15 protein-coding genes and 1 pseudogene are annotated in these 15,463 nt (G+C 51.5%); 3 read left to right on the top strand and 13 right to left on the bottom strand.

Annotation, left to right across the window (positions count from 1 at the left end):
• Positions 1 to 4: 4 nt before the first annotated feature.
• From celB to GC56T3_RS08850, 4 genes are all read right to left on the bottom strand, one after another.
• Complete coding sequence (gene celB, locus GC56T3_RS08865; RefSeq protein WP_013145222.1) at positions 5 to 1,321, bottom strand: PTS cellobiose transporter subunit IIC; 1,317 nt, start codon at positions 1,319 to 1,321, stop codon at positions 5 to 7.
• A gap of 15 nt (positions 1,322 to 1,336) precedes the next feature.
• On the bottom strand, positions 1,337 to 1,669 hold the full coding sequence (locus tag GC56T3_RS08860; RefSeq protein ID WP_013145221.1) for a PTS lactose/cellobiose transporter subunit IIA: 333 nt from the start codon (positions 1,667 to 1,669) through the stop codon (positions 1,337 to 1,339).
• A gap of 3 nt (positions 1,670 to 1,672) precedes the next feature.
• A complete protein-coding gene (locus GC56T3_RS08855; RefSeq protein WP_013145220.1) occupies positions 1,673 to 1,984 on the bottom strand; it encodes a PTS sugar transporter subunit IIB in 312 nt (103 codons plus the stop codon).
• Positions 1,985 to 2,409: 425 nt separating this feature from the next.
• Positions 2,410 to 2,715 (bottom strand): MerR family transcriptional regulator, encoded by a 306-nt coding sequence (locus GC56T3_RS08850; RefSeq protein ID WP_013145219.1) that lies wholly within the window; start codon positions 2,713 to 2,715, stop codon positions 2,410 to 2,412.
• A 180-nt stretch (positions 2,716 to 2,895) separates the two neighbouring features.
• Between GC56T3_RS08850 and GC56T3_RS18580 the strand changes: the two genes are divergently transcribed.
• Positions 2,896 to 3,111 carry a Fur-regulated basic protein FbpA gene (locus tag GC56T3_RS18580; RefSeq protein ID WP_013145218.1) on the top strand — a complete coding sequence of 72 codons (216 nt, stop codon included), beginning with the start codon at positions 2,896 to 2,898 and terminating at the stop codon, positions 3,109 to 3,111.
• The gene (locus GC56T3_RS19635) at positions 3,071 to 3,208 is read left to right on the top strand and encodes a hypothetical protein (protein WP_011231352.1); all 138 of its coding nucleotides are present in this window, start codon (positions 3,071 to 3,073) and stop codon (positions 3,206 to 3,208) included. Before GC56T3_RS18580 ends, GC56T3_RS19635 begins: the two co-directional genes overlap by 41 nt.
• A gap of 56 nt (positions 3,209 to 3,264) precedes the next feature.
• On the opposite strand, the pseudogene GC56T3_RS08845 reads toward GC56T3_RS19635, so the two are convergent.
• The 9 genes and pseudogenes from GC56T3_RS08845 to GC56T3_RS08805 form a co-directional block, all read right to left on the bottom strand.
• A pseudogene (locus GC56T3_RS08845) lies at positions 3,265 to 3,420 on the bottom strand (OsmC family protein); the annotation flags it as partial.
• A 19-nt stretch (positions 3,421 to 3,439) separates the two neighbouring features.
• Positions 3,440 to 4,696 (bottom strand): NarK/NasA family nitrate transporter, encoded by a 1,257-nt coding sequence (locus tag GC56T3_RS08840; protein WP_013145217.1) that lies wholly within the window; start codon positions 4,694 to 4,696, stop codon positions 3,440 to 3,442.
• Between the two features lie 141 nt (positions 4,697 to 4,837).
• Positions 4,838 to 6,985, bottom strand: a complete 2,148-nt coding sequence (locus GC56T3_RS08835; RefSeq protein ID WP_013145216.1) for a molybdopterin oxidoreductase family protein — start codon at positions 6,983 to 6,985, stop codon at positions 4,838 to 4,840.
• 11 nt (positions 6,986 to 6,996) lie between these two features.
• Positions 6,997 to 7,302 carry a nitrite reductase small subunit NirD gene (gene nirD / locus GC56T3_RS08830; protein ID WP_013145215.1) on the bottom strand — a complete coding sequence of 102 codons (306 nt, stop codon included), beginning with the start codon at positions 7,300 to 7,302 and terminating at the stop codon, positions 6,997 to 6,999.
• A 147-nt stretch (positions 7,303 to 7,449) separates the two neighbouring features.
• A complete protein-coding gene (gene nirB, locus GC56T3_RS08825; RefSeq protein ID WP_013145214.1) occupies positions 7,450 to 9,876 on the bottom strand; it encodes a nitrite reductase large subunit NirB in 2,427 nt (808 codons plus the stop codon).
• Positions 9,877 to 10,233: 357 nt separating this feature from the next.
• Positions 10,234 to 10,638 (bottom strand): DnaA N-terminal domain-containing protein, encoded by a 405-nt coding sequence (locus GC56T3_RS08820; protein ID WP_013145213.1) that lies wholly within the window; start codon positions 10,636 to 10,638, stop codon positions 10,234 to 10,236.
• Positions 10,639 to 10,656: 18 nt separating this feature from the next.
• Entirely contained in the window at positions 10,657 to 11,058 is a 402-nt protein-coding gene (locus tag GC56T3_RS08815) for a thioesterase family protein (protein WP_013145212.1), read from the bottom strand.
• A gap of 222 nt (positions 11,059 to 11,280) precedes the next feature.
• The gene (locus GC56T3_RS08810) at positions 11,281 to 12,468 is read right to left on the bottom strand and encodes an iron-containing alcohol dehydrogenase (RefSeq protein WP_041468381.1); all 1,188 of its coding nucleotides are present in this window, start codon (positions 12,466 to 12,468) and stop codon (positions 11,281 to 11,283) included.
• Between the two features lie 22 nt (positions 12,469 to 12,490).
• On the bottom strand, positions 12,491 to 13,339 hold the full coding sequence (locus GC56T3_RS08805; RefSeq protein WP_041468753.1) for an N-acyl homoserine lactonase family protein: 849 nt from the start codon (positions 13,337 to 13,339) through the stop codon (positions 12,491 to 12,493).
• 403 nt (positions 13,340 to 13,742) lie between these two features.
• Between GC56T3_RS08805 and GC56T3_RS08800 the strand changes: the two genes are divergently transcribed.
• A complete protein-coding gene (locus tag GC56T3_RS08800) occupies positions 13,743 to 15,443 on the top strand; it encodes a sigma 54-interacting transcriptional regulator (RefSeq protein ID WP_013145209.1) in 1,701 nt (566 codons plus the stop codon).
• Positions 15,444 to 15,463: the final 20 nt, after the last annotated feature.

The following is a 15,463-nucleotide window of genomic DNA, read 5'->3' as shown; positions in this document are numbered from 1 at the left end:
ATCGTTATGATGCACTTTTCGATGCGGCTTGCTCTTCTTTTTCCTTTTGTAAATTCATGCGGTCAATGAATTTTAAGAACGGGAACCAAATGACGAGCACGATCAAGAAATTGACCACTTGCAGCAATCCGCCGGCCAGCGAGTTTGTCGCCATAATGCCGTTGATGAAAATCGGCACCGTCCATGGTACCGCTACGCCGTTAGGCGGCGGGACAAGGCCTGAGGACATCGCCAAATACGTCACCAACGTGACAACCATCGGCGCCAAAATCCACGGGACGATGACGAGCGGATTCATCACGACCGGCAAGCCGAAAATAATCGGTTCATTGACGTTAAAGATTCCCGGTCCAAGCCCGAGCTTGGCCACCTGCTTCATTTGCTTGCTCTTCATAAAGAGCAAGATGGCGAAAATGACAGCAAGCGTCATTCCCGTTCCGCCCATGCCAACCGTGTAAATTTCAATAAACTGTTTGCTGACGACATGCGGAACTTCCCCTGTTTGCGTGTACGCATTTAAGTTTTCGAGCGACAGTGTGTTCCAAATCGGATCCATCACCGAGTTGATGATGATTTGCCCGTGGAGGCCAAAAAACCATAAAATTTGCGTGACAAAAATCGCGATGAGCGTTGGAACAATGCCGCTTCCGAGCCCAACAAGCGGCGCTTGCACTGCATTGTAAATCACATCATGCATGTTAGTTTTAAAAATTTGTGTTACAATAATGTTGACGACGAGAAAAAAGGTCAGGGTGACCACCGCCGGAATCAACGCCGCAAACGATTTCGCAACCGCCGGCGGCACCCCGGCCGGCATTTTGATGGTAATATTTTTTTGCACAACTTTCCGGTAAATCTCCCCAGCGAGAAAGGCCGTAATCATGCCAAGAAACATCCCTTTTGCCCCTAGTCGGTCGAGCGGGATGACTCCTTGCACAGCCTCTTTCCCCTCAACCTGCAAAACGAATGGCGTTAACAAGAGAAAAGAAGCTAACGCGATCGCACCGCCGAAAATCCCTTCGACTTCATAACTTTTCGATAAATAGTAGCCAATGCCAAATACAACGAAAATCGTCATCACGCCCATTGTTGCATTTGGAGCAACGCCGAGCATCTCTTTGAGCGTATGGAGGCTGTTTTCACTCATCACCTTGTCCAAAAACGGCAAGTTGGCGATGACGACTGCGATTGAACCGAAAATCGTCAACGGAAACGCCAACATAAAGGCATCGCGCAACACTTGTAAATAACGGCTATTGTTCAACTTTCCCGCGATCGGAACGAGAAATTTGCTTAGTTTTTCGAATAATGCTTGGTTCATGCCGCCATCCTCCCTTCACACGTTTCGTTCCTTCAACAGTGCGAGCATTTCTTTTACAATCTCTTTCATCGCCAGCGTTGACATGACATGGTCTTCCGCATGCATAAGAAGCAACGTAAGATTTGTTTCTTCTCCACCCGCTTCTTTTTGAATGAGCTGAAAATGAACATCGTGGGCGACGCTTAAATCTTGTTCTGCTTCTTGGATCAGCCGTTCCGCATCTCCGACTCGTCCTGTCCGGTATTCACGGATGGCTTGGATGATTTTGCTGCGGGCATTGCCGCTATGCAAAATCAACTGGAAAGCGACTTGTTCATTGGTGAGTTGATTGACATCGATTTTTTCCATCCCTTACTTGTCCCCCATCAATTTTAATGCCTGCTCATACACTTTTTTGCCATCCGCCATCCCATAAGCCACCATGTCAATGACATCGACTGGAATGCCGTATTTTTGCGCTTCTTTTTGCAATTCCCCTTTCAAAAAGCTCATTTGCGGACCAATCAGAACAACATCCGCTTTAGCCATTTCTTTTTTCGCCTGATCTTGGCCGACCGCCCAAATCTCCGCCTCCTCACCGACGGATTTGGCATACTCCTGCATTTTCGTCACTAGCAAGCTTGTCGACATTCCAGAACTGCACGCCAGTAAAATCCGTTTCATGGTTCATTCCTCCTCTTTGCATTTAGTTAAACAAATGATATCGTTTTCAATTTAAATTATATACATTTATTTTTATTTGTCTAGTCATTTGATAAAAAAAGATTAATATTTTTATGCCACCCTTTAATCGTGCAGCCAAAAAACAGCGCGCACAGACTTGCTATGCGCGCGAATACCTATGCTCTCTACCCATTATCCCAGCAAGCAACGCTGCTGGTTGCACCACACCGGCATGCAGCCTAGAGGTCTTCTGTATGCAAAACAACCTTTCAAGAACGCCGCCGAAAATGCGCATTCATTTGCCCTTTCAACTCATATTTCGCAACCTTTGCATAATATACAAAAAACGACCAGAATATTCGCATAAATATAATTTTTTATACAAAAATTGTAAAATAATTAATTTTTATTCGGTCAAATCGGGCTTATTTCAAATTTTTATTCAGGGTGCGAAATGTGAGTTTCAACATCCGCTCGCGCAGCTCTTTTGTCATCTCTTGACGGATTTCCCAAGTCGATACCCCTTCTTCGCGCTGATTGGCGATTTTCATCAACTGCTCCACATCGGCGAACGAATATTTACGGATGCCTTTCGAACGGTCAGGGAACACCAGCTTCCGTTCCTCGTAATAACGAATTTGCCGCTGCGACAGCCCGGTCAGTTCGCTGACAACCCCGATCGAAATGACTTTTTTGTATTTGTAGTGATCTTCTTGCGGATGAGCTGTCATACTCCTCACCTCAATACGTTATATTTTCTAACGTAATTATACAAAAAATGATGTTAGCTCGCTAACTTTTGTAAATAAAATTAACATATTTTTTAAATTTCCTGTAAATGAGCTTAACACATTCGCTGTACACTAAAGAAAAAGGTGGTATCGTAAAGGTAAAAACAGGGAGGGAATCGAATGGGGACATGGATGAGAAGCGCCGTGCGGAAGAAAAAGCAATTTTACATCGAACAGCTCGTACGGTTCGGCTTAGCCGCCGACCGCGAGCGACTTGAAGAATGGACAATGGCCGAACTGCGACGCGAATATGAACGATTCCACCCCGCCCAGACGATCGAAGGAGGACGCCGCCATGGACAAACAAGCCCTCGAACTGGCCAAACGCATCATTGAACTCGATCTGGAGCGCGACGCGATGTTTGAGCAACTGATCGCGCTCATCGGCAACCGAGCAGATGAACTGCTTCGTTTTTTGCAAAATCGATTGTAAAACGATCGCAAATGAGAAAGTGCCCTGAATTTCTTCACGGGCACCTTTTCTCATCATCATTCTTCAATAGACAGGGTTACATCAATATTGCCGCGGACAGCTTTGGAGTACGGGCACACTTGATGGGCTGCATGCACAAGCTCTTCAGCCGTCTTTCGATCGACCCCCAAAACGCGCACCCGAAGAACAACGGCCAACTGAAAGCCGCCATCCTTCCACCAGTTTTTTCGTTCAATCAAACGATTTCCTTTGAAAGTTTGCAACGTCTCTTTGGGTTACCCCATTCATTCTGCCGCTTTTTGAGAGAACGATTCGATCACAACCGTCGTTCCTTGGAAGGCGACGAGCAGCCATCACCGCGACCATGAAAACGAAGGCAAGCATCCAAAACCCATACGCTGAAGAGCCGGTCCACTGCTTCATCCCCCCGAGCACGTTCGGCAGCAAAAATCCTCCCAGTCCGCCAGCGGCGCCGATGATGCCCGTCAACAAACCGACTTCTTTCGGAAACCATGTCGGAACAACCTGAAACAACGCACCGTTCGCCGCGCCGAAACAAAGGAAGAGAACAAGCATCAAGCCAAACACGACAAAAAGAGGAGGCAGTGCGCCGATGCAAACGAGCAAAACCGCACCAGCGGCAAACAATAAGGAAAGAAGCCGCATTCCGCCGATCCGGTCGGCGATGTAGCCGCCGATTGGGCGTATGAAACTGCCCGCAAATACGACGGCGGTGACGAAATCGCCGGCCGTGACTTTGCTGACGCCGTATTCATCAAAGAAGAAAATGCCCAAGTAACCCGTCAGCCCGACAAATCCGCCGAATGACAAGCTGTAGAAGAAACAAAACAGCCACGCTTCTTTTCGGCGAAGCACGGTTCCGTATTCGCGCATGGATACTGGTTTTACCGCCGTCGGGCAGTCGCGCGCCAACAAGGCAAACAAAGCAAAGACAACAGCAAGCGGTACAAGCGCCAGTCCAAACACCGTGTTCCATCCGTACGCTTCCGCCAGCCGCGGCCCAAACAACGTCGCCAGCACCGTCCCGCTGTTTCCGGCCCCGGCGATCCCCATGGCCAGCCCTTGATATTCTTTCGGATACCAGCGGCTCGCAAGCGGCAACGCAACGGCAAAGCTGGCTCCGCCCACCCCTAATAAAAATCCGAGCGCATACACATCCGACATCTGGTCAGCGAACTGCCACCCCCACACAAGCGGCACAGCTGTCACCGCCATGCCAAGCAGACCAGCCCGCTTCCCGCCCCAGCGGTCGGCGAGCAGCCCCATCGGAATGCGAAGCAACGCCCCGCCCAACACGGGAACGGCGACCATCAACCCTTTTTCCGCCGGCGTGAGCGCAAACTGTTCGGCGATAAACACCCCAAGCGCCCCAAGCAAGTTCCAAATCATAAAGCTGATATCAAAATACAAAAACGACGATAAAAGCGTCGGCGCATGCCCTACCCGCCAAAACGATTTCTTCGCCATCTTCTCCCGACTCCCCCTTGGCATGGAAGTTCATTATATGATAAAATGGGAATGAAAGCGATTTCTCCACCTACTTCCCACCGTATATACCGGGAAGTTTTTTTTGCATCTGTGCACCTTCCCCGCGGAATCCATTGGTGGTTAATTTCTCCCTAAATCGACCACCGGCCGCACCCGAGCTGCGCACCGCTTAAACGCCGGCATCCGACAATGCGGATCGAGCTCATCGGACGTAACGTTGTTGATTTGCCCGAGGCCGCTCCAGTGGAATGGGACAAAAATGGTATCCTCGTGAATTTGATCATTGTAACGGCTGCGGACGACCGCCGCACCGCGCCGCGTTTCAATGCGCACAAGCATCCCTGGGCCGATCCCGTATCGTTTGGCCGTCCTCGGGTGGATCTCGACGGTCGCCTCCGGCTGCCGCGCCGCCAGTGCTGGACTGCGCCGCGTCTGCGTTCCACTTAAATAATGGGCAAGCACCCTTCCTGTCGTTAAATAAAGCGGATAACGTTCATCCGTCTCCTCTTTGTCCATCCAAAACGGCAAAACCGCAAACCGCGCCTTGCCGTCCGGATGAGCAAACTGTTCCGTAAACAGTCGAGGAGTCCCAGGATGATGCAGATCGGGGCAAGGCCAGTAGACACGTTCGCGGCGCAGTCGCTCATACGTCACACCATAATAGTCCGCTTTGCCGCCGCGGCTCGCCAGCCGCAGTTCGTTGAAAATCTCTTCAGCTGACGTGAAGGAAAAGCAGCGGCCCTTGCCAAGCTTGTGAGCGATCGCGCATAAAATTTCCCAATCGTGCTTCACCTCTCCCGGCCGTTTTCGCGCCGCCGGCCGAAAGCATACCCGCCCTTCGACATTTGTCACCGTTCCTTCATCTTCCAAATACGAGGAAACAGGCAACACGAGATCGGCCAGCTCGGCTGTTTCCGACAAAAACATATCCGCAACGACAAGAAACTTCAGTTTTTGCAACGCTTTGGCCACAAACGCCGCGTTCGGGCTGGAGACGACGGGATTCGATCCCATGACTAACAGCCCGGTAATCTCACCCGCATCGATTTTTTGCATCATTTCATACGCTGACACCCCCTTTCGCGGCAGCTCATCTGGCGAAATGCCCCATATGCCCGCAATATACCGGCGGTGTTCCAGATGCTCAATGCTTCGATAACCCGGCAGCTGATCGGCTTTTTGTCCATGCTCGCGGCCGCCTTGTCCGTTTCCTTGCCCAGTGATCGATCCAAAACCCGAACCGGGCCGGCCGATTTTCCCTGTCGCCAATACGACATTCATCCAGTGTCTGACCGCCGCATAGCCGTCCGCTTGCTGTTCAAGGCCGCGCGCCGTGAGCACGATCGCATCGGCCGCCTCCCCGTACTTTCGTGCCGCCAAGCGGATCTTCTCGGCCGGCACGTCGGTCACCCGGGCGATCTCGTCCATCTTCACCGCTTCTATGTGCTGTTTCCATTCGGCAAACCCAACCGTCCGTTCACGCACAAATGTTTCATCGATAAATCCTTCGTCAAGCAACACTTTTCCTATGCCGACGGCCAATGCCGCATCCGTTCCGGGCTTGAGCGGCAGGTGCAGATCAGCCAACGCCGCCGTTTTCGTTTCCCGCGGATCCACCACGATGATAAAAGCTCCGTTTTTCCTCGCTTCGTAAATATACGGCATCAACGTCGGCTGGCATTCGGCGATATTGGTCCCAGCCAAAATGATCGTCTGAGCGAGCGGAATATCGGACAGTGGATTCGTCAACCCGCGGTCAAGACCGAATGCGTCGTTCATGGCCGCTGCGGCTGCCGACATGCAAAAGCGTCCGTTGTAGTCAATATGCCGTGTCTTGAGCGCCACGCGGGCAAATTTTCCAAGCAAATACGCTTCCTCGTTCGTCAATGACCCGCCGCCGTAAACGGCAAACGCATCAACTCCATCTTCCTTCTGAATGGAGATGATTCGTTCCACGATTAGCGAAAGCGCCTCCTCCCAACTTACCCGCACAAACCGGCCGTCCACTTTGGCAAGCGGAAACAACAGCCGCTCGGGATGCAAAGCGTGCTGGTGAGCGTTCATCCCCTTTAAACAAAGGCGGCCGTTGGACGTCGGGTTGTCGGTCGGGACCGCCTTGTAGCGGCGCCGTTCCACAATCCGCTCCTCCACCAGCTGAAGCGTGCACTGGACGCTGCAAAACGGACATTGGGTCGCGGCGGCCATTTCCGACGCCTGTTCTTTTTCCTTGGCGCGAAAGTAGCGCAGCAATTCATTCGTCATCGCCATTCCCCCGCTTCCTACAGCTCAATATATACCGAGCCGCCTTCCACCGCTGCGCGGTACGTTTTGACACACCCTTCATCCGGCGCCTGCGCCTGACCGTCTCTTAAGCAAATTTTCCAATCATGGAGCGGGCAAAAGACATACTCGCCGCTGACAATGCCTTGCGACAAATCGCCGCCTCTATGCGGACAGCGGTTTTCAACGGCAAATACTTGATCGTCACCCGTCCGGAACAACGCCAGCTCACGATTCCCGACCCGCACGCATTTCCCAAGCCGCTTCGGCAGCTGTTCGATTGTTCCCACTTCTACTCTCATCATCACTTGATCCTCCTCGCATGGATGCATAGTCAAAGGCCAGCCTGTTGGGCAGCCTCTTTTCTCTCCGCTGAAACGCTGGATAAGGCTGGGCGGCGGAAGCAACCGGTTTTTTTGCCCGCCCATCTTTCCGTCCGCAGCCATCTCCCTTCATTCCACCGGCACCGGCTCTTTGTCGCCGATATCGCGGAACAATGTTTGTTGCAGTTCATCGTTTTCGACGATTTCCCGCCACGGATCTTTTGTCGCCGAAAGAGCTTTATGAAGCCGCTCAAGCAGCGCGCGGCGCGTTTCCACATCGAACAACGCTTCGCGGATATGCTCGAGCCCAACGCGCTCGACCCATTTGGACGTCCGTTCCAAATAATGCGCGGACTCGCGGTAATATTGCAAAAAAGCGCCGGTCATCTCGATCACCTCGTCTTCCGTCTTGACCGTGCAAAGCAAGTCAGCTGCACGCAAATGGGTGCCGCCGTTGCCGCCGACATAAATCTCCCATCCGCCCTCGACGCCGACGATGCCGACATCTTTAATGCCCGATTCCGCGCAGTTGCGCGGGCAGGCGGATACGGCCATTTTCACTTTATGCGGCGTTTTCAGCCGCTCAAATGTTTGTTCCATCCGAATGCCAAGCCCGGTTGAATCTTGCGTGCCAAAGCGGCAAAACTGCTTGCCGACACACGTTTTCACCGTCCGCAGCGCCTTGGCGTAGGCGTAGCCTGACGGCATGCCGAGATCGGCCCAAATGCGCGGCAAATCTTCTTTTTTCACCCCAAGCAAGTCGATGCGCTGCCCGCCTGTGATCTTAATCATCGGCACGTTGTATTTTTCCGCGACATCGGCGATGTTCCGCAGCTGTTCAGCTGTCGTCACCCCGCCGTATATGCGCGGGACAACGGAGTACGTGCCGTCGGCCTGGATGTTGGCGTGCAGCCGTTCATTGACAAACAAAGATTCCGCTTCTTCATCGTACTCACCCGGATAAAGCATGCCCAGGTAATAATTGAGCGCCGGACGGCATTTGGAACAGCCTTCCTCGTTTTTCCATCCCAATACGCTCATGACTTCTTTGACCGTCATCAACCGTCTTTGTTCGATGGCCTCGAGCACTTCCTCACGGCTTAAGTCCGTGCAGCCGCAGATCGTTTCTTTCACCGCATACCGATTCGCTTCCTCGCCGAGCATATGCTCAAGCAGCTCGGCGACAAGCCCTTTACACCCACCGCACGAGCGGGACGCATTCGTATAGTCGCGCACCTCGGCGACCGTCTTGAGCCCGTGTTCGGCAATCGCCTGACAAATCGCGCCTTTTGTCACCCCGTTGCAGCCACAGACGACATCGGTATCCGCCATCGCCGCCACAAGGCTTCCTTTTCCTCCCGATGAAGCCGGCGCCAATAACGAAAGAGAAAGCGCCTCAAGCGAATCGCCGCGCTGGATCATATCAAATAGTTTTCTTCCTTCGCTCGTATCGCCAAACAGCACTGCACCAACGATTTTCCCTCCGCGAACGACGACTTTCTTGTACACCGAGCGCGCTTCGTCGTACAACTTGATCGATTCCGTGCCCTCAACGTCCATAAACTCGCCGGCTGAGAACACATCGACGCCTGACACTTTCAGTTGGGTCGAGACGACGGATCCTTCGTAAGGCTTTCCTTTTCGGCCGCAAATCGCTTGTGCCAGCACTTTCCCCTGCTCATAAAGCGGAGCGACGAGTCCATACACAACACCGCGATGTTCCGCGCATTCACCGACCGCGTAAATGTGCGGCACGCTCGTTTCCAAGTAGTCATTGACAACGATTCCTCGATTCACCTCAATGCCGCTTCTCCGCGCTAAATCAACATTCGGACGAATGCCGACCGCCATCACCACCAAGTCGGCGGCAATGGACGTACCGTCCTTAAATCGCACTCCTTCCACACGGCCGTTGCCGAACAATTCAGCCGTCTCTTTGCGAAGCAAAAAGTTCATTCCTTGTTTCTCCAGCTCCCGCTGCAGCAGCTTCGAAGCGGTCGGGTCAAGCTGGCGTTCCATCAAATAGTCGAAAATATGGATGACATCGACATCCATCCCTAAGTTAAGCAGGCCGCGTGCCGCCTCCAATCCAAGCAAGCCGCCGCCGATGACCGCCGCTTTTTTGTACGTCTTCGCATATTCGATCATCCGCTCGCAATCTTGGATGTCGCGAAACGCCGTCACCCCGGGCAAATCCGCTCCCGGCACCGGCAAGATAAACGGATTCGACCCCGTGGCGAAAATCAATTCATCGTATTCGACTACCCGTCCACGGTCGGTCCGGACAAGCCGCCGCTCGCTGTCGACTTCCGTCACCGTTTCACCGGCAAACAGCCGAATGCCGTGTTGCTCGTACCATTCCCAACTGTTCAACGTAATGTCATCAAGGCGCGTATCTCCTTGCAGCACCTTTGACAACAAAATGCGGTTATAGTTCGGATGCGGTTCGCTGCCAAAAATCGTGATCTCAAACGCCTCACGGTCAAGTTTTAAAATCTCCTCGATGCAGCGAACCCCCGCCATGCCGTTGCCGATTAACACGAGTTTTCGTTTCACGTCGCCATCCCTCCATACTTCATACGTTGTTCCACTTTCTTATTGTCATCGATGCAGCCAAAGCCGGATCGTCATCACCAGCAACTCCCATAATCCGATTGTTCTTGTTCGCATCACCCTCACATTCCCCCTTTGCCTTGGTTGTGCCCATCATATCACGTCAAAAATGAAGCATGTATTTTTTATGTCAGTTTATATAACACACTTTTAACAAAAAACATGAATAATCGCATGAAAAATCAGAGTAATATACGTATTTGTTGGAATCATGTAACTTTTTATCACATAAAAAGCGGCCTTCCGCCTGATAGAGCGGAGGCCGCTTCTTGTTTGGAGGGGGCTTCATTAGGGGGATGATCAGTGAATCGGACGGGATTCCAACAGTTCATCGATGATGCGCGCGTAGTGGTCAATGCGCCGCTCCAGCTCCTCCATCTGCCGCTCAAGGCGGGTGATGTATTGACGGAAGGTCATCGGAGCGCCGTATCGCTGTTCGAGCCGTTCTTCGATTTTCTGCCGCTCGCCGTGGACAGAGACGAAGATGCGCATCTCGCGGCCGAACACTTCGCGGACGGTTTCACTGATGAGTTCGCCATATCTTGTTTGCAGCCATTCACATTGAATCTCGTTTAGGCATTCGATGATGAGCCAATCCTCATCCACCGTCGCGGACGTCGAAGCAAACCAAGTGTCAAACGACGGGCCGGACAGCTTTTGCGCAAGCTTCGTTTTCACTTGCTCCCAAAGATGATGCTCCTTCACACTGTCACCTCCTTTCATCTACTCTCTTGGCTGCCATACATGTTCGCGCAATTTCGCCCGAATGTCATCCGGAATCGGTTCAGGCCGCCCGGTGTCAAAATTGAAATTGACATATACCGACCGCCCTTTCGCGCAGGCCACACCGTTTTGGTGGATTTCTTCATAAATCGTGAGGCTTGTGTTGCCGATGCGTTCAATGCCGGTATACACGGTCACATCTTGCCCATAATACATTTGGTTGACATAATCGACTTCCATACGGATGATCACCATCCGCCAACGTTTGAATGACAAATCAGGCGTAAACAGCTTGAAAATTTCATGCCGCCCCGCTTCAAACCAAACGGGCACGGTCGTATTGTTAATATGGCCGACGCCGTCGGTTTCCGACACGCGCGGCGTAATGACAGTCGTAAACATGAACGCTCCTCCTCCACAAGAACTGGAATCGTCTTTTGTCGAATTTCGGCGGCTGATGTATATGGGTTCGCTCCACGATGTGGAAATTCCTGCTTCACCATCAAGAAAACGTGAAAAACGTCACCCCTTGAGCGGAAGGGGGATCCAACCTGAGGAGCGAGACCCTATTTCCAACAGCCAAAGAAAAAACAGGAGCCTGAAGCAGCCCCTGTTTTTGTGTTCTCACTTGTTGTTCGGTTCCACGATCGCCCCGGCAAACGCGGCTTGGTAAATCGCGCGGATGTCGGCTTCCAAAAGCGGCATCGGGCTGCGGGCGAGCAGCCGTTTTTGCTGGACGGCGTCTTTCGTCAGACTTTCTAATGCGCTTTCCGGAATGCCAAAACCGCCGAGCGTCTTCGGAATGCCGACATCGGCGACGAGGCGCTCGAGCTCCTCGACGCAGCGGTGCGACGCCTCCTCCTCTGATAAAAAGCTCGAGTTGCCGCCGAGGGCGTTTAAGATATCAGCCATTCGTTTCGTGCAGCTTTGGCGGATGTAGCCCATCACATATGGCAAGAGCACGGCATTTGATTCGCCATGGGCGATATGAAACTGTCCGCCAAGCGGATAAGCGAGCGCATGCACACCCGCCACGCCGGCGTTGAAAAACGCCAAACCGGCCAAATAGCTGCCGTTCGCCATATCGATGCGCGCCTGTTTGTCCGCTCCATTTTCCACCGCCTTGCGCAATGAGCGGGAAATGAGACGCATCGCCTGAAGCGCCAAGCCGTCCGATGTCGGGCTCGCATTGACCGACACGTACGCCTCGACCGCATGGGTAAGCGCATCGATCCCAGTCGCCGCCGTCACCCGCGGCGGGACGGAAACCGTAAGCTGCGGATCGACGATCGCCACATCGGCCAACAAGTAGTCATACGTCACGACGTCTTTTGTCGTTTCCAACGACAAGACCGAGATGTTCGTCACCTCGGACCCGGTGCCTGATGTCGTCGGAATCAATATTTTCGGCAATCCTTTTTTCTCAAGCGTTCTCGTTCCCGTCAAGTTTAAATAATCAGCAACCGGACCTTCGTGCACGGCCAACACAGCAGCCAGTTTCGCCAAATCCATCGCGCTGCCGCCGCCGACGCCGATGACGAGATCAAACTCTCCGCCGCGGACAAACGCCACCGCCTTCTCCCCCGTTTCAAGCGGCGGCTCCGGCACGACGTCCGTATATACATGCACGTTGCACCCTGCTTGCCGGAGCGGGGACGTCACTTGCTCGACGAGGCCGATTTTTTCAAGCGCTGGATCGGTGATCACCAACACGTGTGCTGCCCCAAGCCTTTTTACTTCTGGAACTAACTGCGTAAGCGCCCCCCAGCCGACATAGCTGAGCGGCGGAAAGACGATGCGGGATGCGGTCACTGTTTTTCTCTCCCTTCCTTCCTTATTCATAATACCCTTCTGTTGATTTACGAAATTGCTTGAATTGTTCCGCATCATGACCGAACCAAATTTTAGAATTGGTTTCTTGAGCAATGCGGCGAATTCGTTCGACGGTATTCACATAGCCGAGCGAATCGTAAATGATTCCTGGCGGTTTAACGGGCGGACCATAATTTTCCGCTGTGTAAATAGCGTCGGAAGCGAGGATAATTTTTCCCGTTTCCGGCAGTTCAACATGAAGGCCAAGCATGCCCCAGGCATGACCGCTGCCGAAGTTTAACACTCTCACTCCTTCCACCAACAAAATATTATCCTCGTGTCGTTTCACTGTTCTCCACTGTAAGTTATTTTTAATCCATGCATCGATATCAGCCCAAATATAAGCTCCTTCTTTTTGGTTTCTCGCATAACATTGCAATGCACCGTTAAACTCGTCTTCATGGACAACAATCGTCGCATTCGTAAACATTTCCAAACATCCAGCATGGTCTAAATGCAAATGAGAAGCAACAACATAACGAATATCCTCTGGACGGACTCTTAACTGTTCTAACCGATTGTGCAAATAACATTCTTCACTGGCATTCCATGGGAACATTTGCTGGGTCGCTTCCGCCCATCTACCTTGAGGACCCATAGAATTCGGGTTACAGGCTGTATCGAACAAAATTTTTCCTTCCGGATGATCAATAAGAACCGTATAAATAGGAAACTCCACAAACTCCGTCTGTGCATTCGGATTGTGAATCGTCGCCGGATTGTGCATCGCAATCATCCAGTTCTTGTCCATCCTCATTCGTCCATTATCCATGACATACAACTTTGGGCGAGGTTTAACTATGTTTGTCATCATCTTTTCCTCCTCTATCATTATTTGATTAGGGGGTCTTGTCACCTTCCCCTGTTTTTTCATTTACGCAAGCAGTATGCCAACCCCCATAGATGACGACATACACAAGTTATAACAATCCTTCTCTCTCCCTCCACAGGACTGGTGGAACGCGGACACCATCGGCCATTTGGCAGTCTTTCATCCGAAAAACGAGCTAAGGCATGTCTAATAAAGTTAACTTTCTTCAAGAAAATAACCAAAAAACAGTCGACTAAAATGTTTTATGGCCCTACATTCATATTTCGACGAAAAAAATCACCATTGCAGAGAAGGAAAAGATGACAACTTTGTTGAAATAAACATATTGTTACCGTTTTCACCAATCGGTGATTATTTTCACCAATCGAAAGGGGGAGTCTTATTGAATACCACGATGAATCAGGAATGGATGCAATCTCTTCTTTCCTCGTTTCATAACGGCGTCATCGTCATTGATCGATATAACCAGATTGTCTTTCTCAATGACGCAGCAAAACAACTGCTTCACCTCGAAGGAGAAGAGTGGAAAGGCAAAGACATCTTTGCCCTGTTGCCCGAAACGAAACTCCCGCATGTAGCCAAAACAGGTGAACGGATAATTGGGACAAAAACAATCATCCACGGACGTACCTTTCTTGTCAATCGCACTCCTTTTTATGAAAATGGCGAATTAGCCGGTGCAGTTGCTGTTTTGCAAGATTTCAATGAAATCGAACATTACCGTCAACTGTCCAAACAAATGGAAACAATCATTGAGTTCTCAACGGATGGCATCTATGTCGTTGACGGCAACGGCATAACGCTTATGGTCAACTCCGCTTATGAACAAATCACTGGATTTCGGCGTGAGGAGCTGATTGGCCGGCATATGGAGGAACTCGTTCGTGAAGGCTATTTCGATCAATCCGTATCTTTGCTCGTTTTAAAGCAAAAGCAACGTATTTCCATGTTGCAGACCATTGGCGGAAAAAAAGATGTCATCGTCACTGGAAATCCAGTATTCAACGAACAAGGAGACATCGAGATGGTGGTCACGAGCGTCCGCGACATCTCGGAACTGAACAAGCTGAAGCTTGAGTTGGAAAAAGCCAAAAGTTTTTCACAGCTCAACCAGCATCGTTATACGTTCTCCGTCGACAACCGTGAGGAGGCCATGATTTGCCGCAGCCCGGCCATGAAAACACTCATCGACAAAGTAATGCAAATCGCAGCCTACCCAACAACGGTGTTATTGACCGGCCCGTCCGGCGTCGGCAAAGAAGTGATCGCTAATTTGATCCATTATCTCAGCCCACGCAAAGACGCTCCCTTCATTAAAGTCAACTGCGCGGCGATTCCTGAATCGTTGCTTGAGTCAGAGCTGTTCGGCTATGAAAAAGGGGCGTTCACCGGCGCCCAAACCGGCGGCAAAATCGGTTTGTTTGAACTTGCCGATGGCGGCACGATTTTGCTTGATGAAATTGGAGAAATGCCGCTTTCCTTGCAAGTGAAGCTGTTGCGCGTTCTTCAGGAAAAAAGAATACAGCGCATCGGCGGCCGTAAAGCGAAAGCGCTCGATGTCCGCGTCATTGCCGCCACCAACCAAGACCTTCAAAAGCAAATGGAAGCCGGCCTGTTTCGCACCGACTTGTACTACCGGCTTCACGTCGTTGAACTGTACGTTCCACCGCTGTCCGAGCGCCCGCAGGACATCGAGCCGCTCCTTGACCATTATTTCAGCTTTTTCTGCGAACAATACCGCATTCCAAAGAAGCTGTCGCCAGCAGCCAAAGCGGTACTGGAGCGATACCATTGGCCCGGCAATGTCCGCGAATTAAAAAACCTAATGGAAAATTTAGTCGTCTCCGTTCCGTCCCGATGCATCGAACCCGATGACTTGCCGTCCCACATCCGCCGTCAAATGGAGTCACCGTCAGCATCGACGCTGAAAGAAAAAGTGGAACAGTACGAAAAACAGCTCGTGTTCGAAACGCTCGAAGCTGCCCCATCGCTCCGCAAAGCGGCTGAACAGCTCGGCATCGATCATTCGACATTAGTGAAAAAATTGCAGCGTTGGGGAATAGCGAAACGTCCGCGGCCGTAACCGACAAGCGCGGACGTTTC

Origin of the sequence: Geobacillus sp. C56-T3 (assembly GCF_000092445.1) — a bacterium.
In the GTDB taxonomy this organism is placed as follows: Bacteria; Bacillota; Bacilli; order Bacillales; family Anoxybacillaceae; genus Geobacillus; species Geobacillus thermoleovorans.
This window is presented reverse-complemented; position numbering and strand designations above follow the sequence as displayed.

Coding starts and splice junctions, on each gene's coding strand:
- celB (WP_013145222.1), bottom strand. CDS start 1,321: ATGAACCAAGCATTATTCGAAAAACTAAGCAAATTTCTCGTTCCGATC.
- GC56T3_RS08860 (WP_013145221.1), bottom strand. CDS start 1,669: ATGGAAAAAATCGATGTCAATCAACTCACCAATGAACAAGTCGCTTTC.
- GC56T3_RS08855 (WP_013145220.1), bottom strand. CDS start 1,984: ATGAAACGGATTTTACTGGCGTGCAGTTCTGGAATGTCGACAAGCTTG.
- GC56T3_RS08850 (WP_013145219.1), bottom strand. CDS start 2,715: ATGACAGCTCATCCGCAAGAAGATCACTACAAATACAAAAAAGTCATT.
- GC56T3_RS18580 (WP_013145218.1), top strand. CDS start 2,896: ATGGGGACATGGATGAGAAGCGCCGTGCGGAAGAAAAAGCAATTTTAC.
- GC56T3_RS19635 (WP_011231352.1), top strand. CDS start 3,071: ATGGACAAACAAGCCCTCGAACTGGCCAAACGCATCATTGAACTCGAT.
- GC56T3_RS08840 (WP_013145217.1), bottom strand. CDS start 4,696: ATGGCGAAGAAATCGTTTTGGCGGGTAGGGCATGCGCCGACGCTTTTA.
- GC56T3_RS08835 (WP_013145216.1), bottom strand. CDS start 6,985: ATGGCGATGACGAATGAATTGCTGCGCTACTTTCGCGCCAAGGAAAAA.
- nirD (WP_013145215.1), bottom strand. CDS start 7,302: ATGATGAGAGTAGAAGTGGGAACAATCGAACAGCTGCCGAAGCGGCTT.
- GC56T3_RS08815 (WP_013145212.1), bottom strand. CDS start 11,058: ATGTTTACGACTGTCATTACGCCGCGCGTGTCGGAAACCGACGGCGTC.
- GC56T3_RS08805 (WP_041468753.1), bottom strand. CDS start 13,339: ATGACAAACATAGTTAAACCTCGCCCAAAGTTGTATGTCATGGATAAT.